This window comes from Mesorhizobium sp. M1365 (assembly GCF_040317865.1).
Taxonomy (GTDB): Bacteria; Pseudomonadota; Alphaproteobacteria; order Rhizobiales; family Rhizobiaceae; genus Mesorhizobium.
The window spans coordinates 40449-63129 of the sequence record NZ_JAMYLG010000030.1 but is presented as its reverse complement, the minus strand read 5'-3'; the positions used below and the strand labels follow the sequence as shown (position 1 = coordinate 63129).

The 22681-nt window shown below is 63.1% G+C and carries 19 protein-coding genes and 1 pseudogene; 10 read left to right on the top strand and 10 right to left on the bottom strand.

Annotated elements, in window-relative coordinates; genetic code table 11:
• Window positions 1-264: 264 nt before the first annotated feature.
• Entirely contained in the window at window positions 265-1659 is a 1395-nt protein-coding gene (gene lpdA / locus NKH04_RS24655; protein WP_352770421.1) for a dihydrolipoyl dehydrogenase, read from the top strand.
• 168 nt (window positions 1660-1827) lie between these two features.
• Here the strand turns inward: lpdA and NKH04_RS24650 are convergent, their stop codons facing one another.
• The gene (locus NKH04_RS24650) at window positions 1828-2931 is read right to left on the bottom strand and encodes a saccharopine dehydrogenase family protein (RefSeq protein ID WP_352770418.1); all 1104 of its coding nucleotides are present in this window, start codon (window positions 2929-2931) and stop codon (window positions 1828-1830) included.
• Window positions 2932-3054: 123 nt separating this feature from the next.
• Between NKH04_RS24650 and NKH04_RS24645 the strand changes: the two genes are divergently transcribed.
• The 3 genes from NKH04_RS24645 to NKH04_RS24635 all read left to right on the top strand — a co-directional run bounded on the left by NKH04_RS24645 (window position 3055) and on the right by NKH04_RS24635 (window position 5288).
• Window positions 3055-3483, top strand: a complete 429-nt coding sequence (locus NKH04_RS24645; RefSeq protein ID WP_352474012.1) for an Lrp/AsnC family transcriptional regulator — start codon at window positions 3055-3057, stop codon at window positions 3481-3483.
• A 187-nt stretch (window positions 3484-3670) separates the two neighbouring features.
• Window positions 3671-4036, top strand: a complete 366-nt coding sequence (locus NKH04_RS24640) for a RidA family protein (RefSeq protein ID WP_023675940.1) — start codon at window positions 3671-3673, stop codon at window positions 4034-4036.
• Window positions 4037-4058: 22 nt separating this feature from the next.
• Window positions 4059-5288: an amidohydrolase/deacetylase family metallohydrolase gene (locus NKH04_RS24635; RefSeq protein ID WP_352770415.1), complete on the top strand. Its 1230-nt coding sequence runs from the start codon at window positions 4059-4061 to the stop codon at window positions 5286-5288.
• 155 nt (window positions 5289-5443) lie between these two features.
• Here the strand turns inward: NKH04_RS24635 and NKH04_RS24630 are convergent, their stop codons facing one another.
• The 6 genes from NKH04_RS24630 to NKH04_RS24605 form a co-directional block, all read right to left on the bottom strand.
• Complete coding sequence (locus NKH04_RS24630; RefSeq protein WP_353045107.1) at window positions 5444-7225, bottom strand: NAD(P)-binding domain-containing protein; 1782 nt, start codon at window positions 7223-7225, stop codon at window positions 5444-5446.
• Window positions 7226-7364: 139 nt separating this feature from the next.
• On the bottom strand, window positions 7365-9398 hold the full coding sequence (locus NKH04_RS24625) for an aldo/keto reductase (protein WP_352820761.1): 2034 nt from the start codon (window positions 9396-9398) through the stop codon (window positions 7365-7367).
• 56 nt (window positions 9399-9454) lie between these two features.
• On the bottom strand, window positions 9455-10552 hold the full coding sequence (locus tag NKH04_RS24620; RefSeq protein WP_353045106.1) for an ABC transporter ATP-binding protein: 1098 nt from the start codon (window positions 10550-10552) through the stop codon (window positions 9455-9457).
• A gap of 8 nt (window positions 10553-10560) precedes the next feature.
• Window positions 10561-11412 (bottom strand): carbohydrate ABC transporter permease, encoded by an 852-nt coding sequence (locus NKH04_RS24615; protein ID WP_023675945.1) that lies wholly within the window; start codon window positions 11410-11412, stop codon window positions 10561-10563.
• Window positions 11409-12269 carry a carbohydrate ABC transporter permease gene (locus NKH04_RS24610; protein ID WP_254817930.1) on the bottom strand — a complete coding sequence of 287 codons (861 nt, stop codon included), beginning with the start codon at window positions 12267-12269 and terminating at the stop codon, window positions 11409-11411. The genes NKH04_RS24615 and NKH04_RS24610 overlap by 4 nt, the downstream gene beginning before the upstream one ends.
• Before the next feature lie 203 nt (window positions 12270-12472).
• Window positions 12473-13744, bottom strand: a complete 1272-nt coding sequence (locus NKH04_RS24605; RefSeq protein WP_023675947.1) for an extracellular solute-binding protein — start codon at window positions 13742-13744, stop codon at window positions 12473-12475.
• A gap of 106 nt (window positions 13745-13850) precedes the next feature.
• Here NKH04_RS24605 and NKH04_RS24600 point away from each other — a divergent pair, with 106 nt between their 5' ends.
• On the top strand, window positions 13851-14723 hold the full coding sequence (locus NKH04_RS24600) for a helix-turn-helix domain-containing protein (RefSeq protein ID WP_352491733.1): 873 nt from the start codon (window positions 13851-13853) through the stop codon (window positions 14721-14723).
• A gap of 9 nt (window positions 14724-14732) precedes the next feature.
• On the opposite strand, the gene NKH04_RS24595 is transcribed toward NKH04_RS24600, so the two are convergent.
• Together NKH04_RS24595 and NKH04_RS24590 are read right to left on the bottom strand one after the other, a co-directional pair.
• Window positions 14733-15971, bottom strand: coding sequence for a M24 family metallopeptidase (locus NKH04_RS24595; protein ID WP_352834892.1), 1239 nt, complete (start codon window positions 15969-15971; stop codon window positions 14733-14735).
• 187 nt (window positions 15972-16158) lie between these two features.
• Window positions 16159-16497 carry a hypothetical protein gene (locus tag NKH04_RS24590; RefSeq protein WP_023675950.1) on the bottom strand — a complete coding sequence of 113 codons (339 nt, stop codon included), beginning with the start codon at window positions 16495-16497 and terminating at the stop codon, window positions 16159-16161.
• Window positions 16498-16898: 401 nt separating this feature from the next.
• On the opposite strand from NKH04_RS24590, the pseudogene NKH04_RS24585 reads away from it, so the two are divergent.
• The 4 genes and pseudogenes from NKH04_RS24585 to NKH04_RS24570 form a co-directional block, all read left to right on the top strand.
• Window positions 16899-17206: pseudogene (locus tag NKH04_RS24585) on the top strand (ferritin-like domain-containing protein); the annotation flags it as partial.
• Between the two features lie 490 nt (window positions 17207-17696).
• Window positions 17697-18911 carry a glycosyltransferase family protein gene (locus NKH04_RS24580; RefSeq protein ID WP_352450264.1) on the top strand — a complete coding sequence of 405 codons (1215 nt, stop codon included), beginning with the start codon at window positions 17697-17699 and terminating at the stop codon, window positions 18909-18911.
• A gap of 1 nt (window position 18912) precedes the next feature.
• A complete protein-coding gene (locus tag NKH04_RS24575) occupies window positions 18913-20157 on the top strand; it encodes a glycosyltransferase (protein ID WP_352834889.1) in 1245 nt (414 codons plus the stop codon).
• A complete protein-coding gene (locus NKH04_RS24570; RefSeq protein ID WP_352834886.1) occupies window positions 20154-21332 on the top strand; it encodes a glycosyltransferase family protein in 1179 nt (392 codons plus the stop codon). The genes NKH04_RS24575 and NKH04_RS24570 overlap by 4 nt, the downstream gene beginning before the upstream one ends.
• A 212-nt stretch (window positions 21333-21544) precedes the next feature.
• Here NKH04_RS24570 and NKH04_RS24565 read toward each other — a convergent pair whose 3' ends face one another.
• Window positions 21545-22213 carry a class I SAM-dependent methyltransferase gene (locus NKH04_RS24565; protein WP_353045108.1) on the bottom strand — a complete coding sequence of 223 codons (669 nt, stop codon included), beginning with the start codon at window positions 22211-22213 and terminating at the stop codon, window positions 21545-21547.
• An 85-nt stretch (window positions 22214-22298) separates the two neighbouring features.
• Between NKH04_RS24565 and NKH04_RS24560 the strand changes: the two genes are divergently transcribed.
• Window positions 22299-22664, top strand: a complete 366-nt coding sequence (locus NKH04_RS24560) for a hypothetical protein (protein WP_352470896.1) — start codon at window positions 22299-22301, stop codon at window positions 22662-22664.
• Window positions 22665-22681: the final 17 nt, after the last annotated feature.

Below are 22681 nucleotides of genomic sequence, written 5' to 3'. Positions count from 1 at the left end.
AGGAGATGAGAACGGTCGCAAAGGCCCCCTCGCCCGGCAGCATGGGGCGCCGGGACGCTGGCTCCCCCTTCTCCCCTTGTGGGAGAAGGTGTCGCCGAAGGCGACGGATGAGGGGTGCTCCAGCTTGGCACCTACCGCACTCCGTCCAACACCCCTCATCCGTCTCGGCGCTACGCGCCGATCCACCTTCTCCCACAGGGGGAGAAGGAAAGGCGCGCAGCGGCCGGATGGTGGGGCATTTATCCCCGAAAGGACGCAGCTGACATGAAGGAAATCTCCTGCAAGCTGCTGGTCATCGGCGCCGGTCCGGGCGGCTATGTCTGTGCCATCCGCGCCGGGCAGCTTGGCATCGACACGGTGATCGTCGAGGCAGGCAGACCGGGCGGCACTTGCCTCAATGTCGGCTGCATCCCGTCAAAGGCGCTGATTCATGCAGCCGAAGAGTTCGAAAAGCTCTCGCACATGGCCGGCGGCAAAAGCCCACTCGGCATAACGGTCGCGGCACCGTCGCTTGATCTCGCGGCGACCATTGCCTGGAAAGACGGCATCGTTAGCCGGCTGAACAACGGCGTCGCCGGCCTGCTGAAGAAAGCTGGCGTGAAGACGGTGCATGGCTGGGCGACATTTCGCGACGGCAAGACCGTTGCCGTCGAGACCGAGATCGGCATGCAGGTGATCCGCGCCGAAACGGTGGTGATAGCGACCGGCTCGGCGCCGGTCGAGCTGCCATCGCTGCCGTTCGGCGGTCCGGTCATTTCGTCGACCGAGGCGCTGGCGCTGAGCGAAGTTCCGGAGAGGCTGGCGGTGGTCGGCGGCGGCTATATCGGGCTGGAACTCGGCATCGCCTTTGCCAAGCTGGGCGCCAAGGTGACCGTGGTCGAGGCGTTGCCGCGCGTGCTGGCGCAATATGATGCGGAACTGACCCGGCCGGTGGTGAAGCGACTGGCCGAACTCGGCATCGAGGTGCTCGTGAACGCCAAGATCAAGGGGCTGTCCACTAAGCGCGACGCGCTGCTGGTCGAGACGAATGGCGGCAAGAACGGCAAGATTGCCGCCGACAAGGTGCTGGTCACGGTCGGTCGCAAGCCGGTGACCGAAGGCTGGGGGTTGGAGCAGATCGACCTCGACATGGCCGGACCCTTCATCCGCATCGACGACCAGTGCCGCAGCTCGATGCGTGGTATCCTTGCCATTGGCGACGTCACCGGCGAGCCGATGCTGGCGCACCGGGCGATGGCGCAAGGCGAAATGGTCGCCGAGATCGTCGCCGGCCACAAACGCAGCTGGGACAGACGAGCGATCCCGGCTGTCTGCTTCACCGACCCGGAGCTGGTCACCGCGGGCCTGTCGCCGGAGGAGGCCAAGACGCGTGGCGAGATCAAGGTCGGCCTGTTTCCCTTCACCGCCAATGGCCGGGCGATGACGAAGTTGGGCGAGGACGGATTCGTCCGGGTAGTGGCGCGGGCGGACAGCCATCTGGTGCTTGGCATCCAGGCCGTCGGCCAGGGCGTGTCGGAGCTGTCCACTGCGTTTGGGCTGGCGCTGGAGATGGGTGCGACGCTGGAGGATATCGCCGGGACGATCCATGCCCATCCGACACAGGGCGAGGGTTTTCCGGAAGCGGCGCTGAAGGCGCTGGGGCACGCACTGCATATCTGAGGGCTCGCGCTCTCCCCCCTTGAGGGGGAGATGGCCGGCAGGCCAGAGGGGGTCGGTTCGACTGGATGCGACCTCCCTTGCGACAGATGGAGGTTGACGCTCTACGCGAGGCGACCCCCTCTGTCGCCTTCGGCGACATCTCCCCCTCGAGGGGGGAGATTACGCAGCTCACCCCGCAAGCCGGCTAACCATCTCGTGCTGCGCATAGGCGCGGCCGAAGCGGTTGGCCAGGAACGCGTCGAGCGCGATGTCCTCCTGCTTGATGAAGCCCCTGGCCGGCAAGCTGCCGTCGGCGAGCATGTCGAGCACCGCGCAGATGGCCGATGCGGTGGTGATCTGGATGGCGCTGCGCACCGTTTCGCCGTCGCGCCTGGCGTAGATCTTGTTGGCGTAGGTCTCCTGCAGCAGACGGCCGTTCTTGCGGCCGCTGACGGTGACGAAGACGATAACCACGTCCTGCAGCGTTGCCGGCAGGGCGCTTTCGAAAATGTCCTTCAGCATGTCGCGGCGGTGGCGCAGGCCGAGGTCGTTGAGCAGCGCCTTCATGATCGCGGCATGGCCGGGATAGCGGATGGTGCGATAGTTCAGCGTGCGCACCTTGCCCTTCAGCGTTTCGGCCAGCGTGCCCAGCCCGCCCGAGGTGTTGAACGCCTCGTAGGTGACGCCGTCGAGCGAGAATTCTTCACGCTCCTCCAGCGGCGGCACTTCGATCAGCTCGCCTTCGACGATCGCCTCGCAAGGCTCGCAATATTCGTTGATGACGCCGTCGGTGCTCCAGGTCAGATTGTAGTTCAGCGCATTCGACGGGTACTGCGGCAGCGCGCCGACCCGCATGCGCACGCTTTCCAGCGTGTCGAAGCGGCCGGCGAGATCGTTGGCAACGATCGAGATGAAGCCGGGCGCCAGACCGCATTGCGGGATGAAGGCGCTGTTGCCGGAGCGCGCCAGTTCCTTGACCCGCCTGGTGCTGACGACGTCCTCGGTCAGATCGAGATAGTGCACGCCGGCGCTGGCCGCCGCCTCGGCGATGCGCGTGGTCAGATGGAAGGGCGCGGCGCTGAGCACCGCGAATTTGCCGGCCAGGGCCGCTTCGAGGGTGCCGGCGGCCTCGATGTCGAGTTCCAGCGTCTCGACCGTTTCAGGCAGTTCGGCCGCGCCGAACTGCGCCGCCGAGCGGTCGACGAGCGTGACCTGGTAGTCGCCCGTGGAAGCCAGCATCTCGGCAATGGTCGAGCCGATCTTGCCGGCGCCGACGACGATGATTTCCTTCATGACCGGTCCCTCGCACCAATGCTAAATTCACGGTTAGAATCGCAGCTTGCCTGTCGAAAGGAAGCGTGAGATTGTACGAAACGCAGCCTCTCTTTGGGCAATGTGCCGGTAAGGTTCGTCGAAATGCTCAGCGATGCCGACCAAGCTCTGCTTTCTCTGCTGCGCACCAATGCGCGCGCCTCGACCGCCGAACTGGCGCGGCGGCTCGGCGTCTCACGAACGACGGTGCAAAGCCGGATCGAGCGGCTGGAACAGCGCGGCATCATCGCCGGCTACGGGGTCAGGCTGTCGCCGGATTACGAGCAGGGGCTGGTCAGGGCGCATGTCCTGCTCACCGTCACCCCCAAGCTTGCCGACAAGGTGGTGCGCAGCCTGCAGGCGCTGGCACCGGTTCGCACGCTGCACTCGGTCAGCGGCAATTTCGACATGATCGTCATCGTCGAGGCGCCGTCGATCAGGGATCTCGACACGCTTCTCGACCAGATCGGCGCCATGGACGGAGTCGAGCGCACGTCGTCGTCGATCATCCTGTCGACGCGGATCGACCGCTGAGCGGGCTGGTGTCGCGGGTCCAGACGCTGGCGCGAAGGATCACCGAGCGCAGTGATCGTTCTGGCGCTCTCGCGGCAAAGCGATATAGGCTTCGAAGATGTTGGATGAGACTCGCAGAGGGGCCGCGTCCTCTCGCGCCAAGCTGACAAGTCGCGCGGTCACGCAACGATTTCCAGAGGAGACCTCCTTGCCCAAGCAGTGTTTTGGAAAATCCCATGTGCCGTTGTCGCCGGCAGTCAGGGCCGGCGATTTCGTCTATGTCTCAGGCCAGGTGCCGGTCGGCACAGACGGGCTGGTGGTCAAGGGCGGCATCGCCGAACAGACCGAGCAGGTGCTGTCGAACGTCAAGGCGGCACTGGCGCTGGCCGGCTGTACCCTGGACGACGTAGTCAAGACGACGGTCTGGCTCGAAGACGCCCGCGATTTCGGCATTTTCAACACCGTCTATGCCAGGCATTTCCCGAAAGACCCGCCGGCGCGCACGACAGTGGAGTCGCGGCTGATGATCGACATCAAGATCGAGGTCGAGGCCGTTGCCTACAGGCCGGCCTGACGGGAAAATGGAGACAGGCGCGATGCAATTCGATCTCCTGATAAAAGGCGGCCGCCTCATCGATCCGGCCTCCGGCCTCGACGCGCAGCGCGATCTGGCGATTGCCGACGGCCGTATCGCCGCGATCGACACCGAAATCCCATTCGAACGTGCCGCCCGCGTCATCGATGCCACGGGCTCGATCGTCGCGCCGGGCCTGATCGACCTGCACAGCCATGTCTATTGGGGCGGCACGTCGCTCGGCGTCGATGCCGACCGGCTCGCCGCAAAGAGCGGCACCACCACCTTCATCGATGCCGGAAGCGCCGGCGCCGGCAATTTCCTCGGCTTTCGCCGCCACGTGATCGAGCGCTCGAAAGTCCGCATCCTGGCCTATGTCAACATTTCCTTTGCCGGCATATTCGGCTTCTCGCAGACCGTGGCGGTCGGCGAGTGCAGCGACCTCCGGCTCTGCGAACCGCGCGAGACGGTAGCGGCGGCTCGCGAGCACGCGGACGTGGTTGTCGGCATCAAGGTCCGCTCGGGTCGCCATGCCGGCGGCGCCAGCGGCATCGCGCCGGTCGATCTCGCGCTCGAAGCCGCCGACAAAGCCGGCCTGCCGCTGATGGCGCACATAGACGAGCCGCCGCCGGGCCGCTCGGAAGTGCTGCCGCGGCTGCGCAAGGGCGACATTCTCACCCACTGCTTCCGGCCGTTTCCCAACGCGCCGGTCTTCGCCTCGGGGGCGGTGCGGCCAGATATGCGGCTGGCGCGCGAGCGCGGCGTCATCTTCGATATCGGCCACGGCATGGGCTCGTTCGATTTCGAAGTGGCCAAGGCGATGCTCGGCGAGGGGCTGGCGCCGGACGTGATCAGCAGCGACGTGCATCTCTACTGCGTCGACGGGCCGGCCTTCGACATTCTGGTGTGCATGTCGAAGCTGCTGGCGCTCGGCATGCCGCTGGTCGAGGTGCTGCGCGCCGCGACACAGCGGCCGGCCGAAGCGATCGCCAGGCCCGATCTCGGCAGGCTGGCGGTGGGTGCGGTCGGCGACATCGCGGTGCTGCGGCTGCGTCCGGGCCGCTTCACCTTTGTCGATTCGGTCGGCGCCTCGCTGGTCGCCGAGCAAAGGCTGGTCTCGGACGGAATCGTGGTCGGCGGCAGCTGGTGGCCGAACGAGGCGGTGGACGATCTCGGCGAAACCGAGCGTTTCGAAGCGCATGCGCACGACACGCATGTCGAGGTGGCGAGCCGGCATTTCGGGCGTGGGTGATCTCCCCCCTTGAGGGGGAGATGTCGCCGAAGGCGACAGAGGGGGTCGGTTCGACCGGGCTCGTCTTCCTGCAACGGATGGAGGCTGGCGCTCGACGCGCGGCGACCCCCTCTGGCCTGCCGGCCATCTCCTCCTCAAGGGGGGAGATCACAGCTTCACCGCCCCGCCGCTCCATAAACCGGCGTCGCAATGCCTTCCATCCTCGCCTTGATCTGCAGCGCGACGTACTTCGAATAGAAGCGCGACAGCGCCAGATTGCCGCCGTGGAACCACAGCGCTTCCTGTGCCGTCGGCTTCCACATGTTGCGCAATTCGCCTTGCCACGGACCCGGGTCGCCTTTCACGCCCGAGCCAATCCCCCAGCACGGGCCGACCTTGTCGGCGACTTCGCGCGAGACGATCGCCGCCACGGTTTCGTTCATCGAGAGATAGCCGGTGCAGGCGATGATTGCGTCGGCCGCCAGTTCGGTGCCGTCGTCGAAGAGGATGCCTGTCGGCGTCAGCGACTTGATCCCGACGCCGCTGCGGATGCCGATCTCGCCATCGATGATCAGGTCGCAAGCGCCGACATCGATGTAGAAGCCCGAGCCGGTGCGGTAGGCCTTCATCAGGAGCCCGGTCTCGTCGTCGCCGAAATCGATGGCGAAGCCGGCGCCGCGCAAGCGGTCGTAGAAGGCCGCGTCGCGCGCCTTGATGATGTCGTAAAGCGCCCGCTGGCCTTGCGGCAGCAGCGCGAACGGCGTCGAGGCGACGATCATGTCGGCCTTCTCGGTGGTGATGCCGCGGGCCAGCGCCTTTTCCGAAAAGATCTCGAAACCGATCTCCATCAGCGTGTCCGACTTGACCACCGTCGTCGGCGAGCGCTGGACCATCGTCACCTCGGCGCCGCTCTCCCAGAGGTCGACGCTGACGTCATGGCCGGAACTTGCGGCGCCGATGACGGCGACCTTTTTGCCGCGGAATTTCTCGCCGCTGGAATACTGGCTGGAATGCAGGATCTCGCCGTTGAAGACATCGGCACCCGGCAGGTCGATGCGCCTGGGCGGGCCATAGGCGCCGGTCGCAAAGACGATATGCTTCGGCTTTAGCGTGATGCGCTCGCCGGCGCGATCGAGTTCGACCGTCCAGACCCTTTCGGTCTCGTCATAGGACGCGCTCACGCATGTCGTGGAGGTCCAGTAGTTGAGCTCCATGACGCGCGTATACATCTCCAGCCAGTCGCCCATCTTGTCCTTGGGCGTGAACACGGGCCAGTTCTCGGGAAACGGTATGTAGGGCAGATGGTCGTACCAGACCGGGTCGTGCAGCACGAGCGAGCGGTAGCGATTGCGCCAGGAATCGCCGGCCTGAGCGTTCTTCTCGATGACTATGGCCGGCACGGCCAATTGCCGGAGCCGGGCGCCCAGCATGATGCCGCCCTGGCCGCCGCCGATGACCAGGCAATAAGGCTGCTGGCCGGCGCCGAGTTCACGCGTCTCGCGCGCCCTCGCCTCCAGCCAGGTCTCGCGCTCCGGATCGGCCTTGTGGCGGACACCCAGCGGCCGCGCCGGGCCCTTGCGCTCCTCAAACCCCTTGAGATCGCTCATCGCGGTAAACAGTGTCCGGCATTTGCCGTCCCTGAGGCGCATGATGCCTTGGCCCCACGCCGATGACGTCTCGAAAGAAAACCAGGCTTCGATCGTGCCTTCGTCCGAAGTCGCTTCGCCGCTGAGCTGCCACCGGGCAGGTTTTGTCGTTGCCAGCGTCGCCGCCAGCATGTCGCGGATCGCGACGCGGCCCTCCATCGTCCTGACGTTCCAGGTGAAGGTCAAGAGATCGCGCCAGTAGCAGTCCTCGACGAACAAATTGGTTGCCGCCTCGACGTCGCCGGCCTCGAGCGCCCGGGCAAAGGAATCGAGCCAGGTGGCAGCCTGTTTCGTCGGTGCGATGTCGAGCATCTGTCTTGCCTAACTTCCAGTGGCCTTTGCGCTGACCTCATTCTTACCCTTTCCCGGTTCTTTGCGGGAGAGGGTAAGGGCCGTGCAAACAGTCCGGAAGCTAAGGGCGCAGCGTAGGCCGAAGCGACTGCCGCTGCCGTCAGGCCCGCGCGCGGGCCTGATCCGAACCGCTATCCAGCCATGCGAGATCGTGCGGCGAAAGTGAGATGTCGAGCGCCTGGAGGCTGTCTTCCAACTCGTCGAGCGTGCGCGGCCCGATCAGCGGGACGGACGGAAACGGCTGCGCCAGCACATAGGCGAGCGCGACGTGGATCGGGCTTTTGCCCAGCCGTTTGGCGAGCTCGATGGCGCGGTCGCGACGGCCGAAATTCCTCTCCGAATACCAGACCCGGACCAGCTCCTCATTATCGCGCCGGTCGCGCCCGGCGCGGTCGGTGAAGAAGCCGCGGCCCTGGCTCGACCAGGCGAAATTCGGCATCTGCCGGGCGGCGAGCCAGGCCTTCCATTCGTCGCTGGAGGAGGTGACGCAGCCTGCCCAGATCGGCTCCAGCATCTCGGCCAGCGAGAAATTGTTGGAAAGCGCGCCGGGCTTCTGCTTGCCGGTGCGCTCGGCATAGGCAATCGCCTTGTCCATGCGGTCCATCGTCCAGTTCGAGCCGCCGAACGGACCGCGAATGCGGCCGGCCTTGACCTCGCGGTCCATCGCATCGACGAACTCGTCGACCGGCACGTCCGGATTGTCGCGGTGCATGAAATAGACGTCGATATGGTCGGTCTGCAGCCGTTCGAGCGACTGGGTGAGCTGCTTGCCGATGACGTCGGGATAGCAGAGCGGCGAGTGCGCGCCCTTGCCGATGACCACCGACTGCTCGCGCACGCCGCGGTTCTTCAGCCACTGGCCGAGCAGCGTCTCGGTATAGCCGGAACCGTAGACGAAGGCGGTGTCGAACAGATTGCCGCCGGCCTCGAAATAGGCATCGAGCAGGATGGCGCCCGACGAAAAGGTGCGGAAATCCTCGAAGCCGAGCGCCAGGCACGAGGCCGGCCGCGGCAGGCCCGGAATGCTGCGCTTGGGGATGGCGGTTCCGCCGGAGCGCAGCTTCCGTCCGGAGATCGTGTTGACGCGCTTTGCCGGTTTCTCGATGTCGTATTCGAGCCCGATTGCGGCCCGCCATTTGTCGAGCACGCGCAGATTGCCGAGACTGTCGGCCCAGCCCATGCCGGGCCAGGCGAACTCCTGCTTTCCGCCGAGAATGGCCTCGCCGGCGGCGTCGACCTCAAATGCGTACAGCCAGCCGTCCTCCGTGACCTCGACCACCTCGGTGTCACCCGGACGGATGATGCGGATTTCGCCGGTGCCGCCTTGCTGGCCGCCGGCATACCAGAAATCCGCCACCTCGATGCGGCCTTTGCTGCCGAGAATACGCAAGACATTGTCCTGAGCGAGCGAGATGCTGCAGGACACTTCCGCGACGATGCCGCCCGGAAAATGCAACAGCGCCGACGCCCATTCGTCGACGCCGGATTGGCCGAGATGCGCAGCGCCGACGACTTTGTCCGGCTCGGCGAAGGGCTTTCCCACTGCTGCGCCGGCAATCAGCCGCGCCATCGAGACGGGATAACCGCCGACATCGAGAATGCCGCCGCCGGCGAGATCCTTGGCGTAAAGCCGGTGCTCCGGCATGAAGCCCGGCATGGCGAAGCCGAAGCTGGATTTGATCATCTTGATGTCGCCGATCGCGCCGGCCCTGATCAGCTCGACCAGCTTGGCCGTCTGCGGATGCAGCCGGTACATGAAGGCTTCGCCGAGAAAGGTGCCGGCCTTGCGCGCGGCATGGATCATGGCGTCCGCTTCGAATGCGGTCAGGCCAAGCGGCTTTTCGCAAAGCACGTGCTTTCCGGCCTCGGCCGCCTTGATCGCCCATTCGGCATGGCTCGGATGCGGCGTCGAAATATAGATCGCGTCGACATCCGGATCGCCAACCAAAGCCTCGTAGCCGTCCAGGATGCGGGCGCCGGGGAAAGCCTCGGTGAGCCCCGACTTGCCGGGATTGCGCGCCCCTAAGGCGACCAATGTGCCGGTGCGCGAATGGGCGACGCCCCCGGCAAAAGCCTTGGCGATGTTGCCGGGCCCGAGAATGCCCCAGCGAACTTTTTCTGGTTTGGACGTCATGTCAAATCTCCGTGGGGTGGCCGCGAGCAATCGCGATCGGACAAAAGAAAGATGGGTTAGCGAATGCGTGCGCCGGTGGCGTCGAAGAGAAGCGAGCGGTCGGCTTTGATCGACACCACCAGGTCGTCGCCGTTCGCGCGATGCCGCGAGGCCTCGCGCTCGATGATCAGTTCCTCGCGTCCGCCACCGGTACCGGAATTGGCATAGACATAGCTCACCGATCCCAAGTGCTCGGCGACGTCGGCCTTGAGGGTAAGGTCGCAATCGCCCTGGCCGGCGTCGAAGAAATGCTCCGGCCGCACGCCAAGCACAACATCGCCGCCTGTTGCAGGCAAGGCATCCGAAAGCGGCTTGCGCAGTCGCGCGCCGCGATGATTGACCAGTTGGACGACCGCCACACCGTTGTCGGCCCCGACCATTTTTGCCGCCAGGAAGTTCATTTTCGGCGAGCCGACGAAGCCGGCAACGAAGCGGTTGGCGGGGTCGTCGTAGAGATCGAGCGGCGCGCCGATCTGCTCGATATTGCCGGCGTTGAGCACAACGATCCTGTCGGCCAGCGTCATTGCCTCGGTCTGGTCGTGCGTCACATAGACCATGGTAACGCCGAGTTCCTTATGAAGGCGCGATATCTCGACGCGCATCTGCACCCGGAGCTCGGCATCGAGATTGCTGAGCGGTTCGTCGAACAGGAACACTTGCGGCTCACGCACGATGGCGCGGCCGATGGCGACGCGCTGGCGCTGGCCGCCCGACAATTGCCGCGGCCGCCGCTTCATCAGCTCGGCGATACGCAGGATTTCGGAAGCCCGCTTCACCCGCCGCTCGGTATCTGCCTTGGGGTTGCCGGTCATTCTCAGGCCGAAGCTCAGATTCTGCTCGACCGTCATGTGCGGATAGAGCGCGTAGGACTGGAACACCATGGCGATGCCGCGATCGGCCGCCTCGACGTCGTTCACCACCTTGCCGCCAATGGCGATCTCGCCGTCGCTGATGTCCTCGAGTCCGGCGATCATCCGAAGCAGCGTGGACTTGCCGCAGCCGGAAGGGCCGACGAAGACGACGAATTCGCCGTCATCGATGTCGATATTGGCACCGTGGACGATCTCGAAGACGCCGAAGCGCTTGATGACGTTTTTGAGTGTGACTGCCGCCATGCTGATCCTTACTTGATGGCGCCGGCGGCGATGCCGGCAACGAAATGGCGCTGCAGAAGCACGAACACGACGAGCATTGGCGCCGTCAGCATCACCGCGCCCGCCATGATGCCGCCCCAGGACACCTTGGTGAGACCGATCAGCGTGCCGAGCGCCACGGGCGCGGTCATCGCGCCCGGCTTGGAATTGATCAGCAGCGGCCAGAGATAGTTGTTCCAGGAGGCAAGGAAGAGGATGATGGCGAGCGCCGCCAGCATCGGCCGCGCCAGAGGCAGTGCGACGAACAGGAATATCCGCCATTCCTTGACGCCCTCGACCTTGGCGGCGTCGAACAGCTCGTGCGGCATCATCGAAAAACTCTGCCGCATGAAGAGCACGCCCAGCGAATTGAACAGCGGCGGCACGATCAGCGCCACCCAGGTGTTGGCGAGCTTGAAGTCGCGCGCCACCATGATGAATTGCGGGATCAGCACGACCGCATAGGGCAGCGTGATGGTGCCGAAGATGATGGCGACGACCATGCCCTTGCCGAAGAAGTTGTAACGCGCCAGCGCCCAGCCGGCCATCGAGGTCAGCATCACCGACAGGAAGGTATAGGTCACCGCCACCGAGACGGAGATGCCGATGGCGCCGATGAAATTGGTGCCGCGCTGCAGATTGCTGACATTGTCGAGGAAATTGCCATGCGGCAAAAGCTCGATGTCGGGGCTGAAGATGCCGTTGTCGGGCATCGTCGAAAAAACCACCATCATCCATAGCGGAAACAGCCAGACCAGTGCCAGCGGCGTCAGGAACAGATGCAGCGCGATGCTGCGTCCCAATCTGGCCTGGGAGCGGCTGACTCTTGAGTGCGAGGTCATTTCGGTTCCCTCGTCAGCCATATCTGCACCAGCGAAATGGCGATCGCCAGCCCGGCCATGGTGTAGGCGACGGCCGAAGCGTAGCCGAAATTGAGCGACCGGAAGCCCTGGCGGTAAAGCAGCAGCCCGAGCGTTTCGGTGCCGCCGCCCGGCCCGCCGCGCTCGGTGATCAGGAAGGGCTCGGTGAACAGCTGCATGGTGCCGATGATCGACAGCACGGCGCAGAACACGATGATCGGCTTGAGCAGCGGCAACGTGATGTAGAAGAACTGTTTGACCTTGCTGACCCGGTCCAGGGTCGCCGCCTCGTAGACATCCTCGGGAATCGACTGCAGGCCGGCGAGCAGGATGATGGCGTTGTAGCCGGCCCAGCGCCACGTCACCGCCATCATGATCACCGCCATCGCCGGGGTGACGTTGGTAAACCAGTCGACACTGGGCAGGCCGATGCTGTTCAGCAATTTGTTGATGATGCCGTAGTCGAGATTGAACATCAGCCGGAAAACCGCCGAATAGGCGACCTCGCCGACCACGACCGGCGCGAAGAAGGCAAAGCGGAACAGGCCACGGGCCTTGAGCAGTGGCGAATTCAAAAGCACCGCCATCACAATCGCCAGCGAAATCATCACCGGCACCTGGATGACAAGGATCAGCAATGTGTTCTTCAAGGCATTGAAGAAGGCCGGATCGCCGATCAGCCGGCCCCAGTTGAAGGTCGGCGCGAAGCGCCACGGCACGGTGCGCGTCGCCTGGAACGAGATCAGGAAGGAATCGATGATCGGCCACAGCCAGAAGATCGAAAAAATCAGCAGATACGGCGCGAGGAAGCGATACGCCGTGGCGTTCTGGTAGCGCATCGTTTCCTCCTTTCTGCTTTCAAGTTCTTGCCTTCTCCCCTTGTGGGAGAAGGTAGATCGGCGCGTAGCGCCGAGACGGTTGAGGGGTGATGGCCGGAGTGCCGCCGGCGCCAAGCTGGAGCACCCCTCATCCGTCGCCTTCGGCTCCCCTTCTCCCACAAGGGGAGAAGGGGAGCCGCGCGCTCGGAGCCGCCTCGTCTAGATCACGACTTGACGGGCAGGCCGGTCGCCGCGGCGATCTGGCTTGCGGCATCGTCGAGCGCTGCCTTGGCGTCGGGATAGCCGCCGGCCAGATATTTGGTCTGCACCGCGCGGATGATGATTTCGGCGTCGCTCTGGAACGGCGTGCCGCGGCTGGGGACGACCTTGGGCAAGGTGCCGAGGATGTCCTTCCACACGGCTTGGCCACCCCAATAGGGCAGGCCCTCGGAGACATAAGGGTCGTTGAGCGCCGAGATCAGCGACGGCACCAGGCCGAAGCCTTTCAGCATGGTGATCTGGCCCTCATTCGTCGCAAGCGTGTATTTCAGATAGGCGTAGGCGGCTTCCTTGTTCTTCGACACCGAGGTGATGGCGAGCGAGGAGCCGCCGAGATTGGCGGCGCGCGGACCGTCGGCGGTCAGGCTCGGCATCAGATAGACGCCCCATTTGCCTGCCCCATCGGGCGATTCGGTGCGCACGGTGCCTTCATACCAGCCGCCATACATCTGCGTGGCGACCTTGCCGGCGGTGTTGTTGGTGATCTTGGTGCTCCAGTCGGCAGAGGAAATGATGCCGGCGTCCTTCATCTCCTTGATCTTGGTCATAGCATCGACGCATTTGGGCTGGTTGACCGTGATCGATTGCCCGTCGGCGGAGAAGTAGGCGCAACCCTGCTCGTTGGAGATCATGCGGAAGAATTCGGAATCGCCGTTGAAATCGGCGTTGGTCATCGTGACGCCGGGATTGGCGGCCTGGATTTTCTTGGCGGCGGCGATGAAGTCGTCCCAGGTCTTGATCGAGGACGGATCGACGCCAGCCTTCTCGTAGAAGTCGCGGCGGTAGAACATCGCCACTGGACCGGAATCCCAGGGCATCGCATAGGCCTTGTCGTCAACCTCGAGCTCGGTACGCTTGAAGTCGGGGAATTTTGCCTGGTCTTCCGCGGTGTAGCCGAGCGTATGCAGGTCGACGAAGCAATCCGGGAACTGGCTCCAGTAGTTTTCGGCTTCGCCGTTCTCGATCGTAACGATGTCAGGCAGCCCCTCGCCGCCGGCGGCACAGCCGGCGATTGATTTGTCGTAGGTCGGCTGGTTGCCAAGGTCCTCGACCGTCACCTTGATGTCGGGATACTGCTTGTTGAAGCCCGCTATGGTGGCCTTCAGCGACGAAGCGGCGATATTCCAGCTCCAGATCGTGATTTCACCGGACTGCGCAAAGGCCGGGCTGGAGCCCAAGGCAAGCGCGAGCGCGGCGCAGGTCAATTTTATGCGCATTGAAATCCTCCCATTTCAGTTGCTCTCTGTTTGCGAGCGTGGCTAGACTAGGCCTCGGGAAAGCCTTGTCCGCGACAAAGGGAATAAGAAATGAGCGGAAAGTAAGATGCCGGAAAGGCCGTTTTACCAGCCTGGCGCCAGCAGCGTGGAGGGCCTGCCGCTGCTGCTGCAGATGTTCCACACCCAGCCCCTGGTGATGCTAAAGCCGCATTGGCACGCCCAGGTCGAGGTGAATTTCATCGTGCGCGGCGCCGTGCATTACCGCATGGACGGGCACGGGCTTTCGCTTTCTGCGGGTGACATGTGCCTGTTCTGGGGCGGCCTGCCGCACCAGATGGACGAAGCGTCCGACGATGCCATCTATGCCGGCGCGCATTTGCCGCTGGTGCATTTCTTCCGGCTGCATTTGCCCGTCGATGTCCGCAACAGGCTGATGACCGGCGCGACGCTGGTGACCGACGCCACCGACCGGTCGGACGACCACAATTTCGAGCGCTGGAATCGCTATGCCCGCTCCGGCGACCCGGTCAAGGCCGAGCATGCCGTCAACGAGCTTTTGCTGCGGCTGGAGCGGGTGCGCTTCGAGCCTTACCGGCTGGTGCCCGAAACCCCGGTCGAACAGGAGATAGGCAGTCCCTTCGATCAGCAATCGCTGCGCAATGTCGGGCGCATGTGCGACTTCATCGCCGAGAATTTCCTCTACGAGATCGATTGCGTCGACATCGCCGCGGCGGCCGATATCCATCCCAAATACGCCATGAGCATATTCAAGAAATCGACCGGCATGACGCTCAATGAATATGTGAACTTGCTGCGCCTCAGCTACGCGCAGGCGCTGCTGATGCATCAGGATGCCAATGTGCTGCGCGTCGCCATGGAATCGGGCTTTGGCTCGCTCAGTGCCTTCAACAAGTCGTTCCGCAAGCTTTCCGGCATGTCGCCGTCGGATTTCCGCAGGGGCGTGGCCAGCGCCAGATAACGGCTGGATTCAAGCGATAATATCCAGGCGCCTCGGCAGGCGGTTCATCGGCGACGGCCCGTTGGCGGTGATCAGGAACTGGTCCTCGAGATTGAAGCTGGCGAGACCGTCGATGTAGAGCGGGATTTCGAATGCCAGCACCATGCCGGCCTCGATCACGACATTGCTGTCGGCCGAGATGAACGGCCATTGCTCGGAAAACACGGAATTGCCGACGCCGTGGCCGAAATGGCCGCGGCGATAGGAACGCAGGCCCTGGCGCGCCAGGCTTTCGCTGGCGGCGCGATGCACGGCGGCTAACGGCTTTCCGGGCATAAGCGCGGCAAGCCCGTCGGCGAAGGCGCGTTCGGCTATCGCATGCAATTCGGCCTGTTCGGGCGACGGCGGCCCGAAGGTGAAATTCCGCGACATATCCGAGGCATAGCCGTTCACGCTGCACACCATGTCGGCCTTCAGCGGATCGCCGGCGGCGGCGACGACGTCGGCGCCTTTTGGGCGAGCGCCCAGCGTGACGTATTCCGCCGTCGAGATTTGCTGCGACGACCCGGCGGCTGCATCCGCGACGCCTTGCCGGTAAAGCGCGACCAGCTCAGACTGACGCATGCCGGTCGTCGCATGCTGCTGCAGCCGCGACAGGCCGGCTTCCGACAGGGCGATGCCCTGCTGCAGAAGGTCGATCTCGCTCTGCGATTTGATTGCCCGCAGCCTGTCGAGAACCGGCGAGCCGTTGACCAGGGCAGTGCCCGGCAACATTGCCTGCATCGCGGAAAAATCGCTGGCCGAGACGAAATCCAGCTCGATGCCGAGCGTCGCACGCTCCAGCCCGAATTCTGCGAGGATCGTTTTCAGCTCGCGGACGGAGCGGGCAAGCTCGAAGGTCGCCGGACGTGAAAAACCGGGGGCGCGGCCAACCAGGCCGGCCTCGATGCGCTGCGCAACAGGCCGGTCGGCCGTCGCCGGCTCGAGCGACGCCGATTCGATCCAGATCGCATGCGTGCGCAGCACGGCGCCGGCCATCGCCGCCCGGAGCCGGGCAGCCTGGAAATCCGCCACCACGACGCCGAGCGGCAGGTCGCCTCGCTTGGAAATAACGACGAAACCGGCACCGGCCCGCCGGAACAGGCCGGCCGGGCCGATCCAGGCACCGGTGGCATATTGGAACGCCTCGGGCTCGCAAAGCACCAGCGCCTCGATGCCGGCGCGCTGCATCAGGTCAGTTGCGCGCTCGCGGTCGACAAAGCCGGCCATGGGATCTCCTCGAATGCACTCGAATCCGACGCCGATGCGGCGTCGTTTGGCCTTAGCGTAGCTTCAGTGCCGCCGTGGAGCAGCTTTTTTCTGGAAGCGCTGTTCACCTTGAGAGTTCGTCGTCGGGAAACGAAAAAGCCGCGGCGAACCACGGCTTTCAACGCGACAAGTGGTCTGTTTGGAATGCTTACTCGGTTTCGTCAGAGGTGTCGTCGGCAGTGTCTGCCGCGTCTTTCGCGGCCTTCCTGTCCAGCGCTGCCTGCAAGGCCAGCGTAGCCTGCGGTGAGGCCGGTGTCGTGGCAACGACCGCCATTGCATGAGCAACGCCGGTCGTCGACTTGTCCTTGGCCGCGGCGGAAGTGGCGGCTCCGTGTCCCTGCGAGCCGGCCCCGGCCGAGTTTCCGCCGTTACCGTTGCTGCCGCCATTGCCGTTGCCATTGCCATTGCCCCCGGGAGCAGCGAGTACCGGAGATGCGACAAGGGTGAGAGCGGCTACAGTCGCGAATAGACAGGTGCGCGTTTTCATAGTTCCTCCTTCGAGTCGCCCTCCCGCCAGGATGGGTTTCAGATGAAAAACGTCAGGACTTTCGAATCCGAAAGTCGGCTGTTACCTAGCTTTGTTCAAATACAGTATTCTACAAGACGGACCTTGGTCCGAAATCGATACGCAAAAGTCCTGGATTTTATCGACAGCGTACTTCGGACGACCGCAGCGGCGGGATTTTTGCTGCCGGCAGATCCGGCGCCGCTACAGCGCAGTGTGCGTCGGCTGACATCAGGCTAGGGTCGAGGAAACCTAGTTGCTCGACCATCGGTGAGATCATTCAAGGCGATTGAGAAACATTCCACATCTCCTGAAGTTGGGAGCGCAGGTGCGCTTTTGAGGTGCCAAAATGTTTGATGCCGGCGGGCTTTTGGGAGGAAGCCATGATCCGCGTCACGCCTGCATTTCGTGTTTCGCGCCGCCGCGCGTTGCAGTTTGGCCTGGGAGCAACGCTCGCTTCGGCCACCGGCCTTGCCCCGGTTTCCCGGGCCTATGCACAGGATGAGGTCAAAGGCGAAGACATTTTTTTCCGGTTCGCCCTCAATCTCGAATATATATGGAAGCCGAATATTACCTGCGCGGTACAACCGGAAAAGGGATCGAAGACTCGGATGCTGGCCCGAAGGCCGGCGCTGTCGTTGGCGGCAAACAGGTCAGCTTTGACACGCCTGCAATCGGCGAGTTCATGCGCCCATGGCGTCCAAAAAGCTAGTGAGTTCAATTGGCTCGCCCGAAAAGAGTCGAACTCCTGACCCCTAGATTCTGGTCTGAGAAGTCAAGATCTAGGCGGTTCGAACGCGTCCCCTACTCCGTCAACGCTCCGGCTTCCCACCGCCAAGGCACATCATGGTTTAGGAGCTTGGCTTAGACGCTCGAAGTGAAGTACCCAGCCCATATCTTATTCCATTCTGGAGTTTCCACGTTTTTCGCAGCGGTCAAGGCCGCCGAGAATCCGAGATGGTCAATACCAGTGAAATGATGCAGGTTCTTCTGGACCACGTGGCAAGCAGGCCGCTGAGCAGACGTAGCTTCCTGGTTTCAGCATATGGACCCTCTTTGTAATACGAATTGAAAATTGCGCCCTCATGTTTCAGAACAGGTCGGTAGACCCGCGAGGATGATTTCGAATCCTGCGGGTCGCTCACGGTCCTCAAGGCGAGAATTCTAAGAGACGTTCAACAATGACCCAGCACGCAGAAAACGCTCGAATTCTCATGTACAGCCACGACACGTTCGGGCTCGGCCATTTGCAGCGCTGCCGGACTATCGCGCATTCACTGGTCGAGGATTTCCGCGGACTTCAGGTGCTCATCATTTCGGGTGCGACTATAGCTGGCGCCTTCGATTACCGCGCCCGTGTCGACTTCGTGAAGATCCCCAGCGTCATCAAGCTGCGCAACGGCGAATACACCTCGCTGGAAAAGGACATCGATCTGCATGAGACGCTAAGGATGCGCCAGTCGATCATCCGCCATACAGCTGAGACCTTCCGGCCCGATATCTTCATCGTCGACAAGGAACCGCTCGGCCTGCGCGGTGAGATTGAGGACACGCTGTCCTACCTCAAGACGCGGGGCACCACGCTGGTGCTTGGCCTGCGCGAGGTGATGGATGCGCCGCATCTGCTCGAAGCAGAGTGGGCACGCAGAGACGTGATGCGCAAGATAGGCGTCTTCTATGACAAGGTCTGGGCCTATGGTCCGCCGGATTTCTACGATCCGTTGACGGGCTTGGATGTGCCCCCGGCTGTCAGGGCAAAGATGAGGTTCGTCGGGTTCCTGCAACGGAGCCTGCAGCGGAACGAGTTGCCCGGCCACCGGCCCGAGGGCGACTATATCCTCGTTACTACCGGTGGCGGCGGTGACGGCGCCGATCTGATCCACGACGTCATCGATGCCTATCAGCAGGATCCGCAATTGCAGCATAGAGCCCTGATCGTGCTTGGGCCTTACATGCCGGCGCGCAAGCGCAACAAGCTGCTCAAGAAGGGGTCCAAGATCCCTTACATCAAGATCATCGAGTTCGACAACCGCATGGAAGACCTGATTGCCGGCGCCAAGGCGGTAGTGGCGATGGGCGGCTACAACACCTATTGCGAGATACTGTCTTTCGACAAGCCGGCGCTGATCGTGCCGCGCGTCGAGCCCCGCCGGGAACAACTGATCCGCGCACGGCGCGCAGCCGAACTCGGCCTCATCGAGATGCTTTTGCCGGAAGAAGCCGAGGATTCCCGGCGGTTTGCTGATGCACTGAAGGTGCTGCCGGACCGGCCCCGCCCATCGCAGAGCAATCCGCATCTGACGCTGGAAGGGCTGCCTCATATTTCCGAAATCGTTGCGGAACTGCTCGACCGGCGGGCCGGCCATCACCTTTCGGTCATTGAAGGAATGACCTGAGTTGCAACATCGCAAGATCGTCGTGGTTCTGAAGGGTTATCCGCGGCTGTCCGAAACCTTCATCGCGCAGGAACTGCTCGGTCTTGAGCGTGCGGGGTTCGACCTGATACTCGTCGCGCTCAGGCGGCCGACCGACGAAAAACGCCACCCCGTGCATGACGAGATCAAAGCGCCCGTCCATTATCTGCCGGAATATCTGCATGAAGAGCCGCTGCGCGTGCTTCGCTCGCTGTTTGCCTATGTGCTGCGTCCGGGCTTCTGGCGCGCGCTCGGATCGCTGGCTGCCGATATGCCCCGCGACTTTACGCGCAATCGCGCGCGCCGCTTCGGGCAAGCGCTCGTGCTGGCGGCCGAATGGCCGGAAAACGCGGGCTGGCTGCATGCACATTTCGCGCACACGCCTGCATCGGTGACGCGCTATGCCAGCCAGCTTCGTGGCCAGCCCTGGACCTGCTCTGCCCATGCCAAGGACATCTGGACTTCGGCGGACTGGGATCTGGCCGGCAAGCTTTCCTCGGCGCGCTGGACGGTCACCTGCACGAAAACCGGCTTCGATCGTCTGAAAAAACTCGCTAACGGCAACTCGTCTGTGCATCTGAGCTATCATGGGCTCGACCTTGATCGCTTCGGCAGTTTCGGCGAGGCGCGAAAGCAGCATGACGGCTCGGCTCCGGACGAACCGGTTGTCGTTCTGAGTGTCGGGCGCGCCGTTGAAAAGAAAGGTTACGATACGTTGCTGGAGGCCCTTGCCCTGTTGCCCGGCGATTTGGCGTGGCGTTTCGAGCATATCGGCGGCGGCGAAGAACTGGAACGGTGCAAGGCGCTGGCGCAAAAGCTCGGCCTGGATGGTCGCGTCTCTTGGAAAGGCGCGCTTGCGCAGGAGGAGGTGCTTGAGCACTACCGCCGTGCCGACATCTTCGCCCTGGCCTGCAGGATCACCGCAACTGGCGACCGCGACGGTCTGCCGAACGTTCTGGTGGAGGCGGCTAGCCAGCGGCTTGCCTGCGTGTCGACCGATATTTCCGGCGTGCCGGAGCTTTTATCGCCGGATGAAACGGGGTTGCTGGTTCCGACGGAAGACCCGATTGCCCTGGCACAGGCGCTGGAGCGCCTGATCCGTGATCCCGTGCTCCGCGACCGCCTCGGCGACGCCGCAGAGCGGCGCGTGCGCGGCAATTTCGATCATATGGCAAGCATTGGACAGCTCAAGGAACTGTTCGAGCGGGAGTGGCGGGCCGCCGAATGAAGCGGCTGCGCGCTTTCTTCTATGTCCAGCACCTGCTCGGCATCGGCCATCTCGCGCGCGCCAGCCGCATTGCGGCGGCTCTGGTCGATGACGGGTTTGACGTTACCGTCGTGACCGGCGGAGCGCCGATCGCCGGGTTTCCGGGACTGGGTGTACAATCTGTAACTCTGCCACCTGTCACCTCCGGTGATGAAGGATTTTCGGGACTTGTCGACCTGCAAGGCAACCCGATCGACGATGATTTCAAGAAATGGCGTTCAGAGATGCTGCTGCAGGCATTCCGGGATTGCAGGCCTGATATCGTCATTGTCGAGGCGTTTCCATTTGGACGCCGGCAGATGCGTTTCGAACTCTTGCCGCTGATCGAGGCCATCGACGCGACGTCGCCCAGACCGCTGCTGGCGACGTCCGTCCGTGATATCCTCCAGGAGCGCGTCAAGCTGGGCCGAAACGAGGAAACGGTCGATCTCATCAACGGGCATTTCGATCTTGTTATGGTCCACGGCGATCCGGCTTTCGCAACCATCGACAAGACATTTCCACTGGCTGGGGCGATCAGGGCCGAGGTCACCTACACGGGGCTCGTTGCCGCGCCGCCGTCGCCCGCGGCCTCCGAGCGCTTCGACGTTCTGGTGTCAGTTGGCGGCGGGGCTGCCGGAAAGAGCCTTGTCAGATCCACCATCGCAGCGGCGCGGAATGCCAACAACGCTTGGAAATGGTGTTTGATCACCGGCCCAAACCTGCCGAAAGACGAGTTTGACGCGATCGCACGCGATGCCACGCCGGGCCTGTCCATCTTCCGGTTCCGCGAGGATTTCGCCAGCCTGCTGACCGGCGCCCGCCTGTCAGTCTCGCAGGCGGGTTACAACACGGTCTGCGATGTCCTGCGCGCGGGCTGTCGCTCCCTGCTCGTCCCATTTGCAGCCGGCGGGGAAACCGAACAGACGGTTCGCGCCCTGATGCTCGAAGAACTCGGTCTTGCAACGGTGCTGATGGAAAAGGACCTGACGCCTGAAGGTTTGGCGCAAGCGGTCGAACAAGCGCTTGTGGAACCGACGCCATCTGCGCATCGTCTCGATCTGGAAGGCGCGCGTCGCTCCGCGCAAATCCTGCGCGAGCGGCATCGAACATGGTCCCTAAACGTGGGGCCCGGTTTCGGAAAAGTTCATGATTAAACAGACGATAGATCCTAGAGCGGTTCATCGTTTCACGCAGAACCGCTCTGTCTCTTTGTTTTGACGCAATTCCGGACGGAAAGCCGTTTCCACACTTTCCTGCAAATGCCCTAACGCGCGTCGCGTCTGGTGAGATTCGTGCGACGCGCTTCAAGTCCTGTTTTTATGCGTGTCGTTGGCCCAAACCGCTACGCGCTTTTGGGCGAAATGCATTAAACAGTTCCAATCAGCATGAAGCGCGTATAATTTTTTGTCGGCAGTTCGCCGGAGAACCGCACCTCCCGTAGCGCCGCCATTTCCTCGAAGGCTGCAAGCGAAGCCACGCAGTTGATGTGCGTCGGCTCGCTGAAATAATCGTTCGATTGCAGCAGTACATTCGTGCCCGGCGGAAGCAGAGCAAGCCAGGCGCGCAGATCGGCTATGTGTTCGCAGCTCGTATTGATCATCAGATCGGGCCGCCCGGCCGCATAGTCGAGTGCGTACATATCTGCCGTCAGCGCCCGGAACCGGTCGCCGGCTTCCCGGTTGAGGGTCCGGGCGACCGGCGCGACTTCGGGATCGATGTCGATACTATCGACCGCCGCGATGTCGAAGCGGGCGTCGTTGAAAAGCATTGCCGGCAATACGCCGTACCATCCACCCAGAACCCATATGCGTCCGAAGCGGCCGTCGCCGCTTTCGAACAGCCTGTCGAGCGCCCACATCTTGCAGGCGACCTGCTTGTGGTTGAAGGCGTTGGCGATATCGGCCTTCGGATGCTTGGCGACGACCCGCGCCAGCCCTGCCACGAGAGGGCAGTTGACATAAGCAGCAATTCCCCGCGTGAGGTCTAAGGCTTGCTCGTGCCAGTCCATGGCATTGCGTGGTTGCGTGACATCCATCATAATTCGTCTTGTATGTTGGGATTTTGGGCGACACAACGCAATCTTGCCTCCCGCAAGACTGTTTGATTCCGCGGACGTGATCATGCTGCAAGCCGCTTGGCTATTGCCCGGTGCCGGAGAGAGCCTGTTGCATCTGTCCGGATCATCGGCGTCCATCCGCCAGCACCAGCCGCGCAGCTGCGGCCTCGTGCCGCTCGGCTGTTCGCCAAAGCCCTACGAAAGCCGCGGACCGTTTGGCCAGCCGCTGTCTTCGCCGATCAACAATGCCCATGTCGATGCCATCGACCATGCGTCGGAACTGGATCGCGCCGCCTCGCAGGTTTCTTGCATCGTTGAGCGCAGGACAATGTCCGTGCACAGCAGCTTCGAGCTTGTCGTTGGCGATGAAGAAATTGCCGATACGCCATTCGCCAGCAGGTGCTTTTACATCCTGCATCCTTCCAACTGAAGGGTCCACAGTCGCAT

Coding starts and splice junctions, on each gene's coding strand:
- lpdA (WP_352770421.1), top strand. CDS start 265: ATGAAGGAAATCTCCTGCAAGCTGCTGGTCATCGGCGCCGGTCCGGGC.
- NKH04_RS24650 (WP_352770418.1), bottom strand. CDS start 2,931: ATGAAGGAAATCATCGTCGTCGGCGCCGGCAAGATCGGCTCGACCATT.
- NKH04_RS24645 (WP_352474012.1), top strand. CDS start 3,055: ATGCTCAGCGATGCCGACCAAGCTCTGCTTTCTCTGCTGCGCACCAAT.
- NKH04_RS24635 (WP_352770415.1), top strand. CDS start 4,059: ATGCAATTCGATCTCCTGATAAAAGGCGGCCGCCTCATCGATCCGGCC.
- NKH04_RS24630 (WP_353045107.1), bottom strand. CDS start 7,225: ATGCTCGACATCGCACCGACGAAACAGGCTGCCACCTGGCTCGATTCC.
- NKH04_RS24625 (WP_352820761.1), bottom strand. CDS start 9,398: ATGACGTCCAAACCAGAAAAAGTTCGCTGGGGCATTCTCGGGCCCGGC.
- NKH04_RS24620 (WP_353045106.1), bottom strand. CDS start 10,552: ATGGCGGCAGTCACACTCAAAAACGTCATCAAGCGCTTCGGCGTCTTC.
- NKH04_RS24615 (WP_023675945.1), bottom strand. CDS start 11,412: ATGACCTCGCACTCAAGAGTCAGCCGCTCCCAGGCCAGATTGGGACGC.
- NKH04_RS24610 (WP_254817930.1), bottom strand. CDS start 12,269: ATGCGCTACCAGAACGCCACGGCGTATCGCTTCCTCGCGCCGTATCTG.
- NKH04_RS24605 (WP_023675947.1), bottom strand. CDS start 13,744: ATGCGCATAAAATTGACCTGCGCCGCGCTCGCGCTTGCCTTGGGCTCC.
- NKH04_RS24600 (WP_352491733.1), top strand. CDS start 13,851: ATGCCGGAAAGGCCGTTTTACCAGCCTGGCGCCAGCAGCGTGGAGGGC.
- NKH04_RS24595 (WP_352834892.1), bottom strand. CDS start 15,971: ATGGCCGGCTTTGTCGACCGCGAGCGCGCAACTGACCTGATGCAGCGC.
- NKH04_RS24590 (WP_023675950.1), bottom strand. CDS start 16,497: ATGAAAACGCGCACCTGTCTATTCGCGACTGTAGCCGCTCTCACCCTT.
- NKH04_RS24580 (WP_352450264.1), top strand. CDS start 17,697: ATGACCCAGCACGCAGAAAACGCTCGAATTCTCATGTACAGCCACGAC.
- NKH04_RS24570 (WP_352834886.1), top strand. CDS start 20,154: ATGAAGCGGCTGCGCGCTTTCTTCTATGTCCAGCACCTGCTCGGCATC.
- NKH04_RS24565 (WP_353045108.1), bottom strand. CDS start 22,213: ATGGATGTCACGCAACCACGCAATGCCATGGACTGGCACGAGCAAGCC.
- NKH04_RS24560 (WP_352470896.1), top strand. CDS start 22,299: ATGCTGCAAGCCGCTTGGCTATTGCCCGGTGCCGGAGAGAGCCTGTTG.